The following is a 17850-nucleotide window of genomic DNA, read 5'->3' as shown; positions in this document are numbered from 1 at the left end:
ATTCCTGATCCATACTCCACCCAATATCAAAGTGAGGATTAAGTTATGGAACAAAACCTAGCGAACTTACATAACGCCTTTGCATGCCCACGCGCCTTTTATGACGATGCTAACTTTCCAAGAGGCTTTAGCCGCAGCGGTCACTTTACTCTCGCTGAAGCACAGGTCTTAGAGCAACATGGCGTAATTCTAAAAAGCTTATACAACAAAGATTGTGAACCACAAAATAGTTTTCAACTTCAGTTTGTTAATGTGATGGATGGTCACCTACCACCCACCAATATTTTTGAGCGAGCTTGGGCTAAATACCTCAAGCTTACGACGTGTAAAACCAAGTTTCACACCCTGTTTGGTCGCTCAAGAATCGTGCCTGATCCATCTATGCAACAATATAGCAGCGCAGACGACGAGCTATAAATTAATTGGGCGCAGTGTATACGAAGCGTTAACGCTTTGTGTGCCCTGCGCTTGACAAACAAGCCTCATCTATCTCACTTAACTAATTAAAAATAAATATAAAGCCATATTTTAGACTACCCTATAGCATTGCTTTTTGTCTAAGATCAGTTTACAACTAACAAGTAAACGATGATAACAAGGCTGGGTTGTGACTCGACGAATTCTTATTATTGAAGATACCCCAACAATTGCAAAGGTCCAAAAACACATTGCGTTGTCTTGTGGTTATGAGGCCGATATTGCCGGGTCACTTGCACAGGCTAAAACCTTGGTCGCAGATCACCAGTATTTTTGCGCTGTGGTTGATTTTATACTCCCGGATGCGCCCAAGGGTGAAGCAATACCATTTACGGTTGAAAATGAGATCCCCACCATAGTGATGACGGGTAATATCGATAGCCGTACGAGAGAGACAGTTGATAAATACCCTATCATTGACTATATCACCAAAGAAAATAAACAAGCGTATCAATATCTTAAAAACCAGCTCAACCGTTTACCCAGAAATGAAAACGTCAAAGTGCTCGTTGTTGAAGACTCACGCCATTCTCGAATGTACATCTGCAGCCTCCTTGAGAGGCATAAATACCAAATTCTCGAAGCTTCTGACGGTATTGAAGGGCTGGAGATGTTAAAGCAAAATCCAGATATCTCAGTGATCATCGCTGATAATGAAATGCCAAGAATGAATGGCGAGGAGCTTTGCGCCGAAATCCGTCGCTTGTATAGCAATGAAGACAAGGTCATTATTGGTGTATCAGGCTCAAATGCCCCCCACTTGTCAGCGCGTTTCTTAAAAAGTGGCGCCAATGACTATTTGTGTAAACCCTTTAATGCCGAAGAGTTTTACTGTCGACTGAGCCTCAACGTGGATATGCTCGATCATATCGCAACCATCAGGCTGCAAGCGAATACGGACTACCTAACCAAACTGCCTAATCGCAGATATTTTTTCGAACAAGCGAATCGTGAGCAAAAGATTCACACAGTCAAGCAGCTTGATAGCCGCCTTGCCATGATTGATATCGACCATTTTAAGCGTATCAACGATAACTATGGTCACGATGTGGGTGATGACGTGTTGAGCTCATTTGCAGCATTGTTTGAGAAGTTTTTCCCAAATCAATTGGCAGCCAGAATGGGCGGAGAAGAGTTTGTCGTGTATTTCACAGAAAATACAGCTGAGCAAAGCCTCAAAGCACTTGAGCTGTTTAGGCAGTATGTTGAATTAAACAGTGCTTCGTTTACTCAGCATCAGGTTCCGTTCACTGTCTCAATAGGCTTTGTCTCAGCTTTAGAACCGAAAATTGACGAGTTATTAAAAATAGCCGACCAAAAACTATACGAAGCCAAAGAGCAAGGCAGAAACCAAATTCAGCACTAGTTAAAAAGGGCTACGCGCCCTTTTCTGATTGGCTGTATCTGGCCTTACGAGCGCTATGGTACGAGTCCCAGCTAAATAATGCCAACGCACTCCATATGAAAGCAAACGTCACTATTCGCTGCGCCGAAAAAGTTTCACCATAAAACACAACCGCCAAAATAAACATGAGACTGGGTCCGATATATTGGAAGAATCCCAAGGTTGAGTACGGAATACGCTTCGCCGCCGCGGTAAAACACAATAATGGCAAAGTTGTTACCACACCAGCGCTAATCAAAAGTACATTCGTTAACAGGCTATTGTGGACTAAATCCGATGTTGCGGTAGGCACGCTAAAAAACCAATACGCTATTGCAAAAGGCATTAGAATAACGGCTTCAAGCAATAACCCAGGTAAAGATTCAACTGGAATTTTTTTGCGGATCAAACCATAGACGGCAAACGAGCCGGCCAATGAAAACGCGATGACAGGGAAGGAACCAAAACTTACCACTTGAATGATGACGCCGACAAAAGCCAGTGCCACCGCAACGAGTTGCCACTTGCGCAGTCGCTCCGCAAGAAAGACCATTCCCAATAAAACATTCAGCAGTGGATTAATATAGTAACCAAGACTGGCATCAAGGATATGGTTGCTATTGATGGCCCAAATAAACAGTCCCCAGTTAAACCCTAACAGACCTGCACTGACGCATAACATCAACATCAACTTAGGCTTTTTTAGTACATGCTGAACTTTGTGCCACTGCTTTAACAAAGCGATAATGATGATGATAAACACCACTGACCAAATCACCCTATGGGTTAGAATTTCAATTGCATCAACGGTATTTAACTGCTTGAAATAAATTGGCGCTAGGCCCCACATAAAAAATGCCAGCGTCGCAAAGATGTATCCCTGTTGCTGAGACGTGCTTTGGCCCATACCACCTCCTATCAAATTGAGGCGGCATTATACCTTTTTTGTGGAAAATTGAATGACTAAATTTAGAAAGCATAAACGTAGACTTATGTGGCTTAATTGTCGGACACTAGCCCACTAAGTACGTGCCTGTGCCAAAGGCAAGTTGTATACCTTGCTCGTTGTGCAATTCCATGCGGCATACACACACTTTGTTGCCCGAACGAATTAATGTTGCACTGGCAATGAAATACTCACCTCTGCCGGGGCGAAGAAAATCTGTACGAATATCAATTGTACCTAATGTCGCCAATTTATTGGGCACACTGTGTAGTTCTTCTTCGGGAAGTTTGGCTATGATTGAAGCCGCAGCCAGTAACCCACCCACATTATCAAGCACCGCAGAAATCACACCACCATGAAGTATTTTTTGTGTTGGATTACCAATAAAGTCATCTTTCCAAGGTAATTGTATTTGCGCCTTTTCAGCGCTGAGCGTTTGTATACTAATGCCCAAGAAGCGATTAAACGGCATTTTTTCGACAAAAATATTACCTACTTGATTGAGCAATAATGTCTTATCCACGGACTTTCCCTTAAACTCATCTGACCAGTAAATTTAAGCTCAGAATGGTTATTTTGCAAGCACTAAAAGTTACAGACAAGTGTGCTAAAAACATCTAGAATGCACGGCGATGGAAAACCAAGCCCTAAATACAGAACAAACCGATATCCACACCGTACTCAAAGAAATTTTTGGCTACAGTGAGTTTCGTGACGGCCAAAGCGCCGTGATCAATGCTGTTCTTCGCGCACAAGATGCCTTGGTGTTGCTGCCTACAGGTGGTGGTAAGTCATTGTGTTATCAAATTCCCGCTTTAACCTTACCGGGCCTAACCGTGGTCATATCACCACTTATTTCACTGATGCAAGATCAAGTTGCTCAGCTTCAGGCGCTAGAAATCAAAGCAGAATTTATCAATAACAGCCTCACCTTCGAGCAGCAACAAGATATTTATCAACGCCTACACCATGGTGATATCAAACTGTTATATGTTGCTCCAGAGAAAGTGCTGCAATACGAATTCAAAGAGCGCTTGAGAAATCTACATATCAGTTTGTTTGCGATTGATGAAGCACACTGTGTGTCACATTGGGGGCATGACTTTAGGCCCCACTACTGCCGCCTGAGCGAATTAAAGCAACAATTTCCTACGGTGCCTATGATGGCGCTGACTGCCACAGCGGATATTGCGACACGCAAAGACATAGTGCATCAACTAGGACTTAATCAACCTTATATTCACACCGGCAGCTTTGATAGACCAAATATTCGCTACACCATCGAAGAAAAGTTTAAGCCACTATCACAGCTCATGCGTTATCTGAAAACTCAAAAAGGTCAAAGTGGCATCATCTACTGCACCAGTAGAAAAAGGGTCGATGAGGTAGCTGAGAAGCTCGCTGATGCTGGTTTTAATGCAGCGGCGTACCACGCTGGGATGAGCAATGAGCAGCGTCAATTCGTGCAAACCGCATTTGCCCGAGATGATGTTCACATTGTAGTTGCCACGGTCGCGTTTGGCATGGGCATAAACAAACCAAATGTGCGCTTTGTTTTGCATTACGACATTCCAAAAAGTATCGAAGCCTATTATCAAGAAACAGGACGCGCAGGTAGGGACGGTCTAGCTGCTGAAGCCATTATGTATTTCGACCCAGCAGATATTGGCCGAGTAAAGCGCTTTTTCGAAGATATTACAGACGAGCAAAGACGTCGTGTTGAAGAACAGCGTTTCAATGCCATGGCAAGTTTTGCCGAAGCACAAACCTGTCGTAGACAAATTCTCTTAAATTACTTTAGTGAATATCAGCGTGAACCTTGCGGTAACTGCGATATATGTCTCAATCCGCCGAAACGGTTTGATGGAACGTTAGTCGCTCAACAAGCGCTGTCATGCGTTTACAGAGCGGAGCAGCGCTTTGGTCTAGGATACATTGTTGACGTACTAAGAGGGGCCAATACCAGCCGTATTAGAGATAATCAACATCACGCACTGAGTACCTATGGTATTGGTAAGCAACACAGTAATGAGTTTTGGCTCAGCGTCTTGCGACAACTCATCCACCATGGGCTGCTCGCGCAAGATATTACGCAAGGGGCCAGCTTACGCTTAACCGAGGCCGCTAGAGCGGTTTTAAAAGGTGAGTACACATTGCAACTTGCAGAGCCAAGGTTACAAGCAAAACACGTTTATCAGGACAAACTAGCACAGTTTAACTACGATAAAAAACTGTTCGCAAAACTTCGCAGTTTACGTAAAGAACTGGCTGATGAAGATGACGTGCCGCCTTATGTGGTCTTTAATGACAAAACCTTGGCAGAGATGGCGCAACTTATGCCGACCACTGACAGTGAGTTTTTGAAGGTCTCTGGAGTGGGATTCACTAAGCTCAGCAAATACGGTGCGCCTTTCATGCAACTTATCCGCAATTATCTGGCCGCCAGCTAATTTGTTAAGAGAAAAATCATGAGCCAAGTCGAATTTGATCCTCAATACCAAATACTGATCATTACACCAACCTGCTTCCCTGATGCGGATGAATTTGAGTTGTGGGGTAGTATTTTTTTACATCATCCAAACCTCATCCAAATTGCAGAGTTTTCCCAAGGCGCTGACCGCCATCAACTGCGCTTTAGCTATGCTCAGCAAAGTTTCAATCTCAACTTTGAGCACTATAGTGAAAGCATTTGGATAGCCCCTGAAGGACAAGAAGCGGCAACTTTTTTGCCTGCACTAGGGCAATTATTCCTATCAAATTCTTAATTATGAAATAGACTTAAAGACTCGGGTTTGTTTATAGTAACGCATTCATATGGTTAAATAATTGCTTAGGAGTTGCGAATGAAGGCACTGAAATGTAACCACTTTTTAGTTATTTTCAGCGCCCTAATGTCTACTTCAAGCGTTGCAAACAGTTTTGAAAACATCACGCAAAGCTGTGCTAATCAAAGAGCTGGAGAGCCACTCAATAGCAACTTGCAGCGCCAACTCGATAAAGAACCAAACCTACCATCAGAGGGTAAGAACAAGCGTATTGAAACGGTCAGTTTCCATCAGCTCAATGTTTTCGATACCAGTTTACCCGAGGAAGATAACGCGCTATTTCGTTTTGCCAACCGCGCGCACATAACCACTAAACCAGAGGTCCTGCGCAGCATATTGCTGTTTCAAGAAGGAGAGCTGTACTCGCAAAGGAGGCTCATAGAGTCGGAGCGGCTACTCAGGAATCAAAACTATCTGTATGACGCGCGGGTGTTTGCCGAAGAAGACTGCCACGGTAACATTCATGTGAGTGTCGTAACCCGTGATTTGTGGACATTATTACCTGAATTGAGCTTTAGCCGTAGCGGTGGTGAAAATTCGTCTCGTATCGGCTTTCGAGAAACCAATTTGCTGGGCTGGGGAAAACGACTGTCACTGACACACACCAGTGATAAAGACCGCTCTGGTTACTTATTTGTGTATGACGATCCCAATATACTTTCATCGCGCTATCGAGGCCGTCTTGAATACGCTGACAATGATGATGGAAAACGTCACTACATCGGTGTGCATTATCCATTCTTTTCAACTGAAACGCCTTATAGTTATGGTGCTTCAGACTATGAAAATCGCCGCATAGAATCTCTGTACGAAGCTGGCGAAGCGGTATCTGAATTCGACCATTTCACAAAAATATCGGATGTATACTTTGGCGCGGCAACTACCTTGAAAAGCAACTGGACCCAGCGTTTGAGTATCGGGTTTCGCCATCAAGAAGATACCTTCAAAAGGATCTCTACAACGCGCTTGCCTATCGCGAACGATAGAACTTTAAGCTATCCATACGTTAAGGGTCACTGGTTTGAAGACAACTATATAAAAGTCAGAAACTTTGACTCTATCTATCGTACCGAAGATTTAAACCTAGGTTGGAACATCAATGCCACACTCGGGTATTCTGATTCACAGTTAAGTAATGAAGACAATCATTGGCTCTATCAAATGTCGGCACAGAAAGCCCATTTTACCTCAGATAGAAGCTTGTGGCGTGTGGCTTTATCACTGAATGGACAATGGAACAGCGAACAAAATACCGCTCGTAACATGGTCTCAGAAGCCAACTTTGAATATTATCTCAATACCAGTTTATACCAGTCTTGGTATGCCAAAGCTCAGCTACGATTTGCTAAAAACCTTACTGAGGATATGCAATTAACTTTAGGCGGTGAAACTGGATTGCGCGGCTTTCCAATTAACTATCAGCATGGCAGTAAAAGCGTGTTAGTAAACCTAGAAAAACGCTACTATTGGGAGTATGACCTGCTTCAACTGTTTAAAGTAGGCGCTGCGATATTTTTCGATATTGGCCGTGTACGTGGCCATTCGTTAGTAAACAGCGATCCTAATTATCTAAAAAATATCGGTATGGGGCTGCGCCTGGCTCCCAGTCGAGCCAACGCTGGATTGGTGCTACATTTGGATGTCGCAGCCCCCATTAATGGGCCCGAAAACATTGACGGCATTCAATGGTTATTCACCGTAAAGAATCGCTTTTAAGAACCTCCCCACTATGCTATAACCAAGCAAATTTCAGTTATGGGATAGAGACTTGTCTTATTTAACGACTATATTAGCAGAACAGTATCGTTTAGTGGTTACGGCGGTTGTATTACTACTATTTCCTATCATTTTTAAATACAGCCAACGAGTGCTTGAAAGAGTCACGCAGGGCAAGATAGATGCACATCGTCAACTCAGAGCTGAGCTACTACTGAAAATAATCACAGCGATAGTGCTAATATGTTTGCTACTGGTTTTTTGGGGAATTGAGCTTAGAGGGCTACTCGTACTTGGTTCTTCTTTGTTTGCGATGTTAGGTGTTGCGCTCTTTGCAGGCTGGTCGTTACTAAGTAATCTCACCTCATTTTTACTGATGTTCATACAGAACTATTGCCGAGTTGGTCACTGGGTGCGCATCGTAGAAGGGGCAAACTATATTGAGGGCTGTATCATTGAAATGGGTTTAATGAATGTTGTACTGAAAAACGTTGATGGTCATCGCGTAATTTACCCTAACAATTTGTTTGTCACTCGCCCAGTATTAGTACTTTGTGAAGAACCAAGCAAACCCAAAGCACAGACACCCAAGCGAGTGCTTGGTCCCAAAAAGTGAGCAAGCAGCCTACACATATAGGCTACTTAGTTATTTAACTCTACATTGTTACCGTTCGATTCGCTGGTCTCGCTAAGCTCGTCAATAAATGACTCAACTTGTTGCTCCACCAGCGAATTGGCGTGTGCAAAATAGGCTAAATGAAACACCGCATCCCCTTCATTCACCAGTGGTAACGTTTGCTGGCCGATAACGATGCCGCTACGCGGAGCTTTAAGCGCTAACTCATTACTACCCAAAGGGTTATCTATATAGGCTAACACCTGTCCCTTGGTAACGCGCTCACCTAAATTAACTTGAGCGCGAACAATCCCATCAACTTCAGCTCGGATCCAACTTGTTGATGACGCTATAACAGCTTCTGGCCCTTTTTTACGCCTTCTTCCCTTTAGCATTTTTAGCTTTTTCAAAACATTTTCAACGCCTTGTAAACCACCCGCTATGGCTAGGGGATCAAACCTTAATGCTTCGCCAGCTTCGTAAGTCACAACTGGGATCCCAAGGCTACTGGCTTCACTACGCAATGACCCGTTGCGTAGCGTAGCGTCAATCACCACAGGTGTGCCAAACGCATGGGCAATTTCTGCCGTGTCTGGACAGGATAAATCCGCACGCACTTGAGGTAGGTTTGACCTATGTATTGCTCCCGTATGAAGATCAATAATATGCGTGCATAAACTGGCCACTTGAGAGAAAAACATATGGGCCATTCTGGCCCCTAGTGAGCCACGCTCTGACCCAGGGAAGCAACGATTTAAATCTCGTCTGTCTGGCAGGTAACGTGACTTTTGCACAAACCCAAATACGTTCACCACAGGAACCGCGATAATAGTGCCTTTGAGCTCTCGAACGTCTATCTTACCTAGTAATTGACGGACCACTTCAACGCCATTGAGTTCATCGCCGTGTATAGCGGCACAAACAAGGACAACCGGTCCCTTTTCTATACCGTTAACCACCTCAATTGGAATAGTTAACGGTGTATGCGTATAAAGTTTGGCAACTTCCAGCGATAATGTTTTTCTTTCACCTACACCGATACAGGTATCAAGTAAGGTGAATGGCCTGTTTATTCTAGCCTTTGCCACGTGTTGCAGTCCTCTTAGATGCCGCGTTCTTTTCAATAAAGTCAATGATCATGCCGGCAATATCTTTACCAGTTGCTTTTTCAATACCTTCCAACCCCGGCGATGAGTTCACTTCCATTACCAAAGGACCACGACTTGAACGCAGTAAATCAACCCCCGCTACATTCAGACCCATAGCTTTAGCGGCAGCCACCGCTGTTTTGCGCTCTTCAGGTGAAATACGTACTAGGCTTGCACTGCCACCTCGGTGCAAGTTAGAGCGAAACTCTCCTTCTTGCGCCTGACGTTTCATCGCGGCAATCACTTTATCACCAATAACAAAACAGCGAATATCAGCGCCACCAGCTTCTTTAATGTATTCTTGCACCATGATGTTGGCTTTTAGTCCCATAAATGCTTCGATTACACTCTCAGCAGCTTTACGGGTTTCGGCCAATACCACTCCAATCCCCTGTGTTCCCTCAAGCAACTTAATCACCACAGGTGTGCCACCAACCATCTCTAGTAAGTCTTTTACATCATCTGGCTTACTGGCAAAACCTGTAATGGGCATCCCCACACCTTTGCGTGACAATAGTTGTAGTGATCTAAGTTTATCTCGTGAACGCGTAATTGCTACCGACTCATTCAGCGGGTAAACGCCCATCATTTCAAACTGACGCAGTACCGAACAACCATAAAAAGTGACCGACGCGCCAATGCGAGGTATCACAGCTTCTACTTCTGTGATGCGCTCTCCTTTGAAGTGAATTTCAGGCTCCTTAGAGTTAATATTCATGTAACAGCGCAACGCATCCAACACAATAATTTCATGACCCCGTTGCTTAGCTGCCTCGATTAAGCGACGAGTTGAGTAAAGTTGTTTGTTGCGGGATAAAATCGCTATTTTCATTGTTGTTCCATTTCTTTGGTTAGATATGAAGCGTTTGGATCAACGACTATTCGACCAGCCATTGCTGTACGTCCTAATAACATTCTAAATTTCATGTTGTCACGGTTCGTCAATGTAATTTCTATCGGCCAAGCTTGCCCTGCGATAACAACGTTACTTTCTATAACATAACGCATTTCTCTATGACCGCCAGAGTCTGTGACCTGTCGCTCATCTTTAATCGCCGCTTCGCAGTAGATTTCCACATCCGTACGTTCTTGTTCTGGATGAAGCCAAAACCTCACCCAAGGCTGTCCTTGATTATCAAATTGCTCAACCCTAAATGCGTGCAAACAAGATGTACGAGCTCCAGTATCAACTTTCGCCTTAATGCGGCTAATTCCAAGCTCTGGCAACGATAGCCACTCACGCCAACCAACATTAATCATGTTAGACATACTCGCTCCTTAAAAAAACTGTCTTATACAGCAATTGTCAGCATATAACAGCGAGTATTATTTATCCAAACAATTAGAAAATTACATTGAAGTATCAAGAGTTTTGTACAACCATGGTAAAACTGTTGCAAAGGAGTATTACAATGAATTCAGGTTTAGTGCATGCGGTACAGCTAGATGGCCTAGGTGGTGCCATTGAGTTGAGTGATTTACAAGACGTCGCCCAGCTTCAAGCTCAAAATAAGCCTATCTGGCTACACTTTGACTATAGCGCCAATGACACAATCGAATGGCTCAAAGCGCAACCCTTTTTGGAGGAATGGGAATGGCAAGCGCTGACAACAGATGAAACGAGACCTCGGGTCACTCAAGCCCAGTATGGACTGTTACTATTCTTGCGGGGTGTAAATTTGAACCCGCAACAAAGTCCTGAGGACATGGTGTCTATCCGCTGTTTTGTGAATGAAAACTTACTGATCACCTTTCGCAAACGTCAATTAATGTCAGCACAAGATGTGTTGAAGCTACTGAAAAGTAAAAAGGGCCCCTGCGACATAGCAGATCTGCTAAGCACGCTAGTGCAGCGCCTTACAGCAAGAATGCAGGATGTAATCTATCAAATTGATGAACAACTGGATACATTTGAAGATTGTCTGGATAACAATGAAGGACACATTGATGCTGGCGTGCTCTCCACCACTCGCCGCCAAACCATTGCGCTGAAGCGCTACCTAAAACCGCAAAAAGTGGCCATATCTGAACTAGTAGATTGCCAGCTATCGTGGCTCAACGATACCGCAATACACAAATTGGATGAAGCCAATAACGCGCTGAGTCGTTATATAGAGGAGTTAGAATCAGCAATAGAGCGCGCTCAAGTTATACAGCACAGCTTATCCAATCAGCTTAGTGAACAGTTAAACCAGCGTATGTATGTGATGTCGGTTGTTGCCGCGTTGTTTCTACCATTGGGGTTTTTAACGGGTCTATTAGGTGTCAACATTGGTGGGATCCCAGGTACTGAGTCACCCTATGCCTTTGCGTTCTTTGTTGTCTCTTTGTGCTTATTAACCGGTGGAATTGGCTATTATTTCAAAACAAAACATTGGCTATGATATGTGCTTTAGTCTGTACGAAGGCAAGGTAACTGGCGCTCTCGGCAGGGATCGAACCTGCAACTCAGCTTCCGGAGAGCTACGTGATATCCATTTCACCACGAGAGCACATCAGTATGACCTGAGGCGTTATGATAATGGCATCGAAAAATAAATACTAGCATTTGTGCTCTATATGGTTAATAAACAACCTGAAAATCAAAAAAATACTATACAAGACACAAAAAACACGATATTTAACTATGCTTATTGTTACGGTTGTCTAACTTAGGCACTGTAATTGAGTAAACCTAAGTAATGACCGCACGACCTAAACAACAAAGTGTCATTACTATTTAGTACATCAAGAGGACTATATTTATGACCCCTATGACCACTGAGCAAGTCGCTGAATTCCTAGGCGTAAAAGTTGAACGTGTTAAACGTTTGGCGAGAGAAAACCTGCTAGTTGCAAAGGATCAGGACCCTCAGGGACAACCTATTTTTGATCGAGCCGATGTTGAAAAATACAAAGAACTTGCACAACGTTTAGGTGGTATTTAAACCACCAATCTCTGTAGTTGAAGTCGCAAAGGAGCTGCCAGTTCAACATAACCGCGATTTTCATACCATTGAATGCTTAGCAGTAAATAGCCAATCTGGTACGCCAGCAACTTGTCGGTTGCATACTCAGGTGTCGACAGTTGTTTGTGCGAGAAGTAAGCGTCTAACATGTCATTCTGCTGTGCTGTGGTTAATTTAAAACTGCTGCTCAGCGCAGCCAAATCAAAAAAAATATCGTTATAGCCCGCATATTCAAAATCAATGAACTTAATGCCTTGTGCAACACCTATTATGTTGTCTTTGACCAAGTCATTGTGACAAAAAGCCATATTTTTGGGTAATGAAGATATTTTATTTTGGGCCCAATTCAATGCCTGCTCAGCAAATGAATAGGGTGTCATATCCATCTCTTGCAATAAGTTTCCAATGTCTAGCGTTTCACACTCTATGTCGGCACTAAATGCGTGGATTTCCAATAAACACCTCAGAACCGAGTCTAAATCTAGCGACTTTGTAGTCTCTGGAGCAAATGCAAACAGGGCGAGTTTTTCTTCGTTGTGCCACATAATGACGGGCTGAGTAACTTGAGTCTCGATTGCTAGACGTTGCTGGGCCTTAAGAGCACTCAATGGAAAGTGACTGCGATATGATTTGAGTAACAGTGGACCAAGTGAAGAATCCAACCAAAAATTATCGTTACTTAAACCTTTGTTGAGTGGTTTTAGTTGGTAAATCGTCAGCTCAGGTTTGATGCTTGTAAGTTTGGCTCTCAATGCTCGCTCTTTCATCTCATAGGCTTCCAAGCGACTTACCCCGGCAACGCTCATAATTTTCATACCAATATTTGTAACCCCAGCAAGCCATAATTGTATAGATGACACTGAGCACCAACGTTGCATAGTAGCCTTTTACTAAAAACAAATACATCGTTGCAGTATTAATCACTATCCAATACAACCAGTTCTCAAGTACTTTATTGACCAGCAGATAGGTTGCCACGATTGAAAAAAAGGCGGTTAAAAAATCAAGATAAGCGAGTTGGTCATAATACCCCGCCAGCTTAGCCAGTAACACAGATATGATGGAGACAAATACGGTGACAGCAATAATAAGCGCATGATGTTTCACGGGCCAAGCACTAATTGGCAGCTTGGTGTTCTTCAAACCTTGTCGCCACATCCACCAACCAACAGCAGCCATCAACATATAGTAGCCATGCAATAAAGATTCGACAAAGAGCGTACCTTGCCAATACATCAGTGCATACATCAATGTGCTCAAAAAGCCGAATATCCAGCAGCCGTTATGTTCCTTTATCGCCAGAAATAGGTAGATCAGTGCAAACAAAACGGCTGTGTACTCCCAGTACGGAAGTGCAACAAGAATACTCATTAGCAACCACAAGGAATCTGACATCAGGCTGACAGATCACCACTGATAAATTTACATACAAACACGATTTTTCCATACTCTTCAAAAGAGCGTTTCATATGCTTTTGCAATTGGCTCATCACCACATCATAATCGCCAAACACTTGAGTAGACATGCTATTGCTAATCACTTTCAGTTCTTGATGTGCTTTAAGACGTTCAATAAAGTCTTTAATAAATGGCACATAATCTACATGCAATGGGTATTTACTAATTTCCACTGATAGTTTCATCATAACTCCAATATTTATCAAACATCACAACCTAATATCTAACGCTTTGGAATTTAAGGTTTTCCCCATTACTCACCATGGTTTTAGGTGTATAGTTTATCCAGTCCTGTTGGTATGTAATAAGGCCACGCTCGTTGAATTGCAGCTTAATTAAAAAGCGCCAAGGACCAAGAGTTTTGCCTCCAAAATCAAAGCGATGAAACTGACCAGATACAATTGCCACGCGCTGCTGCTGATCGATAATTTTCTGCTCAACTGTAAACAAGGGCTTGTTATCCAAGACCGTGACTCGACTTTGCGGCCAAGCATAAAACTTTTCGATCCCAGCGCGGTTCGCAGCATAGTGACCATAAACCATATCTTCCAGCTGCGCTTGTTCATCATAGAATGACAAAAATTTGTCAAAATCTGTCCGCTGCTTAAACACTTCTATATACCGATTTACAGTTTGTTCAAGCGATGGCCCAGTTGTTTGTACAGCACACGAACTCAGTAACAAAGTACTGACTATAAAAAGTGTAGGTAGTTTCATCACTCGACCTCTCAAGCGCCAATAATGCCTAATGGTTTTCCTTGCTGCCATGCCCCGCGCGTAAAGTCAGGAATATCAATAGATGCGCTGCGCTTAGAAACCGATAAAACCGATAATGGAGAGATCACTGACCACGCGGCTCCGTCATACACATCCTGATCCAAAGGTTCACCATTGCGTAGGCAATAAATCATACGCCAGAACATTAGAAAATCCATGCCACCGTGTCCGCCATTGCGCTGTGCTTCCTCACCCATCCGTATCCAAAGTGGATGATCGTATTTAGCATACCAACCGTCCATATTATAGTCCCACTCATGGAAGCTGGTCTCACTGCCCTGCTCCAGCGCAATACGATTAGGGAATCCCGCAAATACTCCATTGGTACCTTGAATAAGATTGTGCCTTGAGTACGGTCTTGGCGTGGTTGTATCATGCTGTACCATAATACTGCGCCCCTTGACGGTTTTGATCAGCGTGGTATTCATATCACCCGATATGTATTTGGTCTGATTGCGTTTATGTTCAGGTGAAAACTCACGCTGAGCATATGCCGCGCGTCCTAACGCAGGTGAACTCATAGACGTTAAATAGTCAAATCTGTCACCTCGGTTAATATTCATATATTGAGATACAGGACCTAAACCATGAGTGGGATACAGGTTACCGTTGCGTTTACTATGCCAATCCGTGCGCCATGAACCCGTTTTGTGTTCAACTTCCTTCATTTGCCAGCGTAATTCATGGATATACGCAGCCTCGCCATGAAGTAATTCACCAAACAATCCCTGACGAACCATATTTAACACCATCAGTTCATCACGGCCATAGTTAACATTCTCCATCATCATACAATGGCGCTGGGTGCGTTCAGCGGTGTTTACTATGTCCCACATTTCTTCAACTGTAAGCGCCAACGGCACTTCCACAAAGGCATGTTTACCACTATTCATTGTATCGATAGCCATTGGCGCATGCCATTTCCATGGTGTAGAAATGATGACAATATCGATATCATCGCGTGCCAATAAATCTTGATAAGCCAACTCAGCACCCGTATATGTCGCGGGTTTTGTTTGACCTTGTTCAGTCAAATATCCAACAGCGCGCTCAAGTACCTCCTGATGAGTATCACAAATAGCCACAATTTGTGCGCCATCTATCTTACTCATTCGCTTTACATGACCATAGCCACGTTGGCCCACACCGATAAAACCCACTCTGACAATATCCAGTTTTTCAGTAACCAACCCCATCACAGATTGTCCCTGACGCGCTGGAACCGACTCCCCAGTTTTTTGCGCGCACCCCGTTAAAGCCGCCCCTGCAATCGCAGTAGCCCCCACAGCACTGCCCGCCGCTTTAAGAAAATCTCGACGATTCATTTTTGTCATTATTATTGTTCCTTAAAAGATACTTCTATTGCACGCTACCTCATAGTAAGAGTAATGCAAAAAGGAATGCGACTAAGTAACCACCACCCAAGATAATTCGCGTGATACAAAAAAAGCGCCGCAGCGCTTTTTTTGTATCAGTATTGAGCCAAAATTTCCTTCAGCCTCCGCTCCTTGGCCAACACATCTTGATATAGCTTAAATTGATTGCGAGCACGCTGAAGATTATGCTGATCTCTATGCACAGCAAAATAATTATCGCCGTCCAAATAGTCCGTTAAAAACCGCAAGCCAATCATAAATGGCATGACTTTAGCACCCAATAAGAAGCTGCTTTTTTCTTGCTCCGTCAAAGTATCTGCCAACGGCTCTACATAACCCTTTACGATAGCTGAAAATATTTCCTCTCGAACCACTACATTTTCTAGGTTGAGAGAGTCTTCCGCTTCTGGTGAGCAGAAGGTGCGTACCATGTCACCAAAATCAAATAACCAATAACCCGGCATACAGGTATCCATATCGATCACGGCTTTACCTTGATTAGTTTTAGTACAAAACAGCATGTTATTAATTTTGGTGTCGTTATGGCAAGGACGCAGTGGAATCGACTTAAGAAGTACTTGCAGTTCTTGGGCTAAATCAAACTGAGACTGACAAAACGCAATTTCATCACGACATAATTGCACACGCTCATGGTTGTCATGGAGCACGGTCTCTTTGAATGTCTCTATGCGCTTAGCAAGATTGTGAAAATCAGGGATCACATGATGTAATTGCTGAGCTTCAAAATCTTCAAGTGCCTTGGCAAATTGACCAAACGCGTTTGCAGCTGTTTGCGCCTTACTCGTTGAATCAACAACATCTTCACTATAACTGCCACCAATGAACTCTAATGCACGCCATACACCACCGTTATGGTTAACCAAATACTCATTTTCTACGGTTGGTAAGTGTTTAATAATATTTAAATTATACTCACCTTGCACCACTTTATCTGATAAGTGTTGCTCAATAGCTCGTGCATTCTCTACCAGTTGTTCTGGATGAGGGAATACATCGGTATTGAGTTTTTGGACAACCACAGCTTGCTTGGTATCTTTGAGTAACATTGTGGTATTAATGTGTCCATTGCCAATTGGATTCATGACAGGCTGCTCACCCTGAAGTCCAAACTGCTGTGATAGGTGTGCCGCTACTGCACGATTTTCCATACTAACCTCATTGACTAATGGCATACAACTGAAGAGTCTTTCACTCTCATTATTAGCGTTGTTCATTTATTTTTCCTGCCACCGCTGCTAATTCTTCTTTAAACGTAACGCCATACCAATGATCTTCGGCTGAATAGACAATCAAATCCATATTCCTTGATACGATGCATTGTTCAATACAATTTGGTAAATAATACTCTTTTTTGACACCGTTGTCATAATTCCTTAGGAATTCCTCAAAGCCTAATTCTAAACTATCGAGTAGCTCAGGTGTTATGCCCCAAAAAGTCATCGATGCTAGCGCTGATGCGGGGAGTCGTTGCTGTTGCCCTTTATAGCGACCGACAATTCCCTGTGTAGTCTGACAAATATCGGTGTACTCTTTAACACTGGTTAATTTACTCCCATTTAGCTGACATATTCCCCTGTTGACTCCTCCTAACTGAGACAAGGTTTTCACTAACGGGTATGCCACCATCGCCATATTATCGGGGTGCCTTTGAAAATGCTCTACCATTTGTTGATACGCTTTTGGACCGTAGTAATCATCGGCAGTGATCACTATCGCAGGCTTATTTATTTGTGCTTTGGCACACAGCAAAGCATGCCCCGTTCCCCACGGTTTTTGTCTTGGTACTGCGTAACTGGCAAACTGTTTAGGAACTTGAGATATGCTTTGCTCAACCAAGGTTATCTGCATCTGAGTCGGCAAACGAGGTAAAATGTCCTGCTCTACCACAGCTTTTATCTGCCCATTTATAACTAAGACCACCTCACGGATACCTGCTTTATAAGCATCTTCGATGCTTAACTCCATGATAGTCCGATTTATATTTGGTAACAGTGCGATTTGTTTACCACCACCAAAGCGGCTACCAAGCCCAGCAGCCAAAACCACCAACATGGGCGAATCTACTTGTTGCAATGGTTTTGCTCCTAGCTTGAAAGAAAAAAGTAATCCAGCACAAAAGTTTATCGCTCTTTGTGATCAATGAAAAGCCATTGCGAAA

20 protein-coding genes and 1 tRNA gene are annotated in these 17850 nt (G+C 43.4%); 8 read left to right on the top strand and 13 right to left on the bottom strand.

The window, feature by feature from the left end; all coding sequences use genetic code 11:
• Window positions 1-45: 45 nt before the first annotated feature.
• Together C2M32_RS05620 and C2M32_RS05615 are read left to right on the top strand one after the other, a co-directional pair.
• Entirely contained in the window at window positions 46-417 is a 372-nt protein-coding gene (locus tag C2M32_RS05620) for a DUF413 domain-containing protein (protein WP_105167500.1), read from the top strand.
• A 190-nt stretch (window positions 418-607) separates the two neighbouring features.
• Complete coding sequence (locus C2M32_RS05615; RefSeq protein ID WP_105167499.1) at window positions 608-1843, top strand: GGDEF domain-containing response regulator; 1236 nt, start codon at window positions 608-610, stop codon at window positions 1841-1843.
• A gap of 10 nt (window positions 1844-1853) precedes the next feature.
• On the opposite strand, the gene rarD is transcribed toward C2M32_RS05615, so the two are convergent.
• Window positions 1854-2768 (bottom strand): EamA family transporter RarD, encoded by a 915-nt coding sequence (rarD, locus tag C2M32_RS05610; RefSeq protein WP_105167498.1) that lies wholly within the window; start codon window positions 2766-2768, stop codon window positions 1854-1856.
• A gap of 106 nt (window positions 2769-2874) precedes the next feature.
• Complete coding sequence (locus tag C2M32_RS05605; RefSeq protein ID WP_105167497.1) at window positions 2875-3330, bottom strand: thioesterase family protein; 456 nt, start codon at window positions 3328-3330, stop codon at window positions 2875-2877.
• Between the two features lie 109 nt (window positions 3331-3439).
• Here C2M32_RS05605 and recQ point away from each other — a divergent pair, with 109 nt between their 5' ends.
• The 4 genes from recQ to C2M32_RS05585 all read left to right on the top strand — a co-directional run bounded on the left by recQ (window position 3440) and on the right by C2M32_RS05585 (window position 7964).
• Window positions 3440-5257, top strand: coding sequence for a DNA helicase RecQ (gene recQ / locus C2M32_RS05600; protein WP_105167496.1), 1818 nt, complete (start codon window positions 3440-3442; stop codon window positions 5255-5257).
• 18 nt (window positions 5258-5275) lie between these two features.
• Window positions 5276-5572 carry a DUF3630 family protein gene (locus tag C2M32_RS05595; RefSeq protein WP_105167495.1) on the top strand — a complete coding sequence of 99 codons (297 nt, stop codon included), beginning with the start codon at window positions 5276-5278 and terminating at the stop codon, window positions 5570-5572.
• 78 nt (window positions 5573-5650) lie between these two features.
• Window positions 5651-7348, top strand: a complete 1698-nt coding sequence (locus C2M32_RS05590) for a POTRA domain-containing protein (protein WP_234401230.1) — start codon at window positions 5651-5653, stop codon at window positions 7346-7348.
• Window positions 7349-7400: 52 nt separating this feature from the next.
• A complete protein-coding gene (locus C2M32_RS05585) occupies window positions 7401-7964 on the top strand; it encodes a mechanosensitive ion channel domain-containing protein (protein WP_199886122.1) in 564 nt (187 codons plus the stop codon).
• Between the two features lie 26 nt (window positions 7965-7990).
• Here the strand turns inward: C2M32_RS05585 and C2M32_RS05580 are convergent, their stop codons facing one another.
• The 3 genes from C2M32_RS05580 to C2M32_RS05570 are packed head-to-tail and all read right to left on the bottom strand — an operon-like array spanning window position 7991 to window position 10381.
• A complete protein-coding gene (locus C2M32_RS05580) occupies window positions 7991-9052 on the bottom strand; it encodes a succinylglutamate desuccinylase/aspartoacylase family protein (protein WP_105167494.1) in 1062 nt (353 codons plus the stop codon).
• Window positions 9039-9944 (bottom strand): 30S ribosomal protein S6--L-glutamate ligase, encoded by a 906-nt coding sequence (gene rimK / locus C2M32_RS05575; RefSeq protein ID WP_070989913.1) that lies wholly within the window; start codon window positions 9942-9944, stop codon window positions 9039-9041. The genes C2M32_RS05580 and rimK overlap by 14 nt, the downstream gene beginning before the upstream one ends.
• Entirely contained in the window at window positions 9941-10381 is a 441-nt protein-coding gene (locus tag C2M32_RS05570) for an ATP-dependent zinc protease family protein (RefSeq protein WP_234401229.1), read from the bottom strand. The genes rimK and C2M32_RS05570 overlap by 4 nt, the downstream gene beginning before the upstream one ends.
• A gap of 143 nt (window positions 10382-10524) precedes the next feature.
• Here C2M32_RS05570 and C2M32_RS05565 point away from each other — a divergent pair, with 143 nt between their 5' ends.
• Window positions 10525-11496, top strand: coding sequence for a zinc transporter ZntB (locus C2M32_RS05565; protein ID WP_105167493.1), 972 nt, complete (start codon window positions 10525-10527; stop codon window positions 11494-11496).
• A 33-nt stretch (window positions 11497-11529) separates the two neighbouring features.
• Here the strand turns inward: C2M32_RS05565 and C2M32_RS05560 are convergent.
• Window positions 11530-11604, bottom strand: a tRNA-Arg gene (locus C2M32_RS05560).
• Between the two features lie 252 nt (window positions 11605-11856).
• Here C2M32_RS05560 and C2M32_RS05555 point away from each other — a divergent pair.
• Complete coding sequence (locus C2M32_RS05555) at window positions 11857-12039, top strand: helix-turn-helix domain-containing protein (protein WP_070989919.1); 183 nt, start codon at window positions 11857-11859, stop codon at window positions 12037-12039.
• Here the strand turns inward: C2M32_RS05555 and C2M32_RS05550 are convergent.
• The 7 genes from C2M32_RS05550 to C2M32_RS05520 form a co-directional block, all read right to left on the bottom strand.
• On the bottom strand, window positions 12036-12866 hold the full coding sequence (locus C2M32_RS05550; RefSeq protein ID WP_158678142.1) for a phosphotransferase family protein: 831 nt from the start codon (window positions 12864-12866) through the stop codon (window positions 12036-12038). The two genes, C2M32_RS05555 and C2M32_RS05550, sit on opposite strands and share 4 nt — an antisense overlap.
• Complete coding sequence (gene pnuC, locus C2M32_RS05545; protein WP_234401228.1) at window positions 12829-13431, bottom strand: nicotinamide riboside transporter PnuC; 603 nt, start codon at window positions 13429-13431, stop codon at window positions 12829-12831. The genes C2M32_RS05550 and pnuC overlap by 38 nt, the downstream gene beginning before the upstream one ends.
• A 23-nt stretch (window positions 13432-13454) precedes the next feature.
• On the bottom strand, window positions 13455-13703 hold the full coding sequence (locus C2M32_RS05540) for a YkoF family thiamine/hydroxymethylpyrimidine-binding protein (protein ID WP_105167490.1): 249 nt from the start codon (window positions 13701-13703) through the stop codon (window positions 13455-13457).
• A gap of 31 nt (window positions 13704-13734) precedes the next feature.
• Window positions 13735-14235, bottom strand: a complete 501-nt coding sequence (locus tag C2M32_RS05535) for a hypothetical protein (protein WP_105167489.1) — start codon at window positions 14233-14235, stop codon at window positions 13735-13737.
• Between the two features lie 11 nt (window positions 14236-14246).
• A complete protein-coding gene (locus C2M32_RS05530) occupies window positions 14247-15629 on the bottom strand; it encodes a Gfo/Idh/MocA family oxidoreductase (RefSeq protein ID WP_105167488.1) in 1383 nt (460 codons plus the stop codon).
• 137 nt (window positions 15630-15766) lie between these two features.
• Entirely contained in the window at window positions 15767-16840 is a 1074-nt protein-coding gene (locus tag C2M32_RS05525; protein ID WP_105167658.1) for a phosphotransferase enzyme family protein, read from the bottom strand.
• Window positions 16841-16892: 52 nt separating this feature from the next.
• On the bottom strand, window positions 16893-17744 hold the full coding sequence (locus C2M32_RS05520) for a nucleotidyltransferase family protein (protein WP_199886124.1): 852 nt from the start codon (window positions 17742-17744) through the stop codon (window positions 16893-16895).
• Between the last annotated feature and the right edge of the window lie 106 nt (window positions 17745-17850).

The organism is Pseudoalteromonas sp. T1lg23B, from assembly GCF_002964665.1.
GTDB lineage: Bacteria > Pseudomonadota > Gammaproteobacteria > Enterobacterales > Alteromonadaceae > Pseudoalteromonas.
The sequence above is the reverse complement of the archived record's forward strand: the minus strand, read 5'-3'. Positions and strand labels throughout refer to the sequence as shown.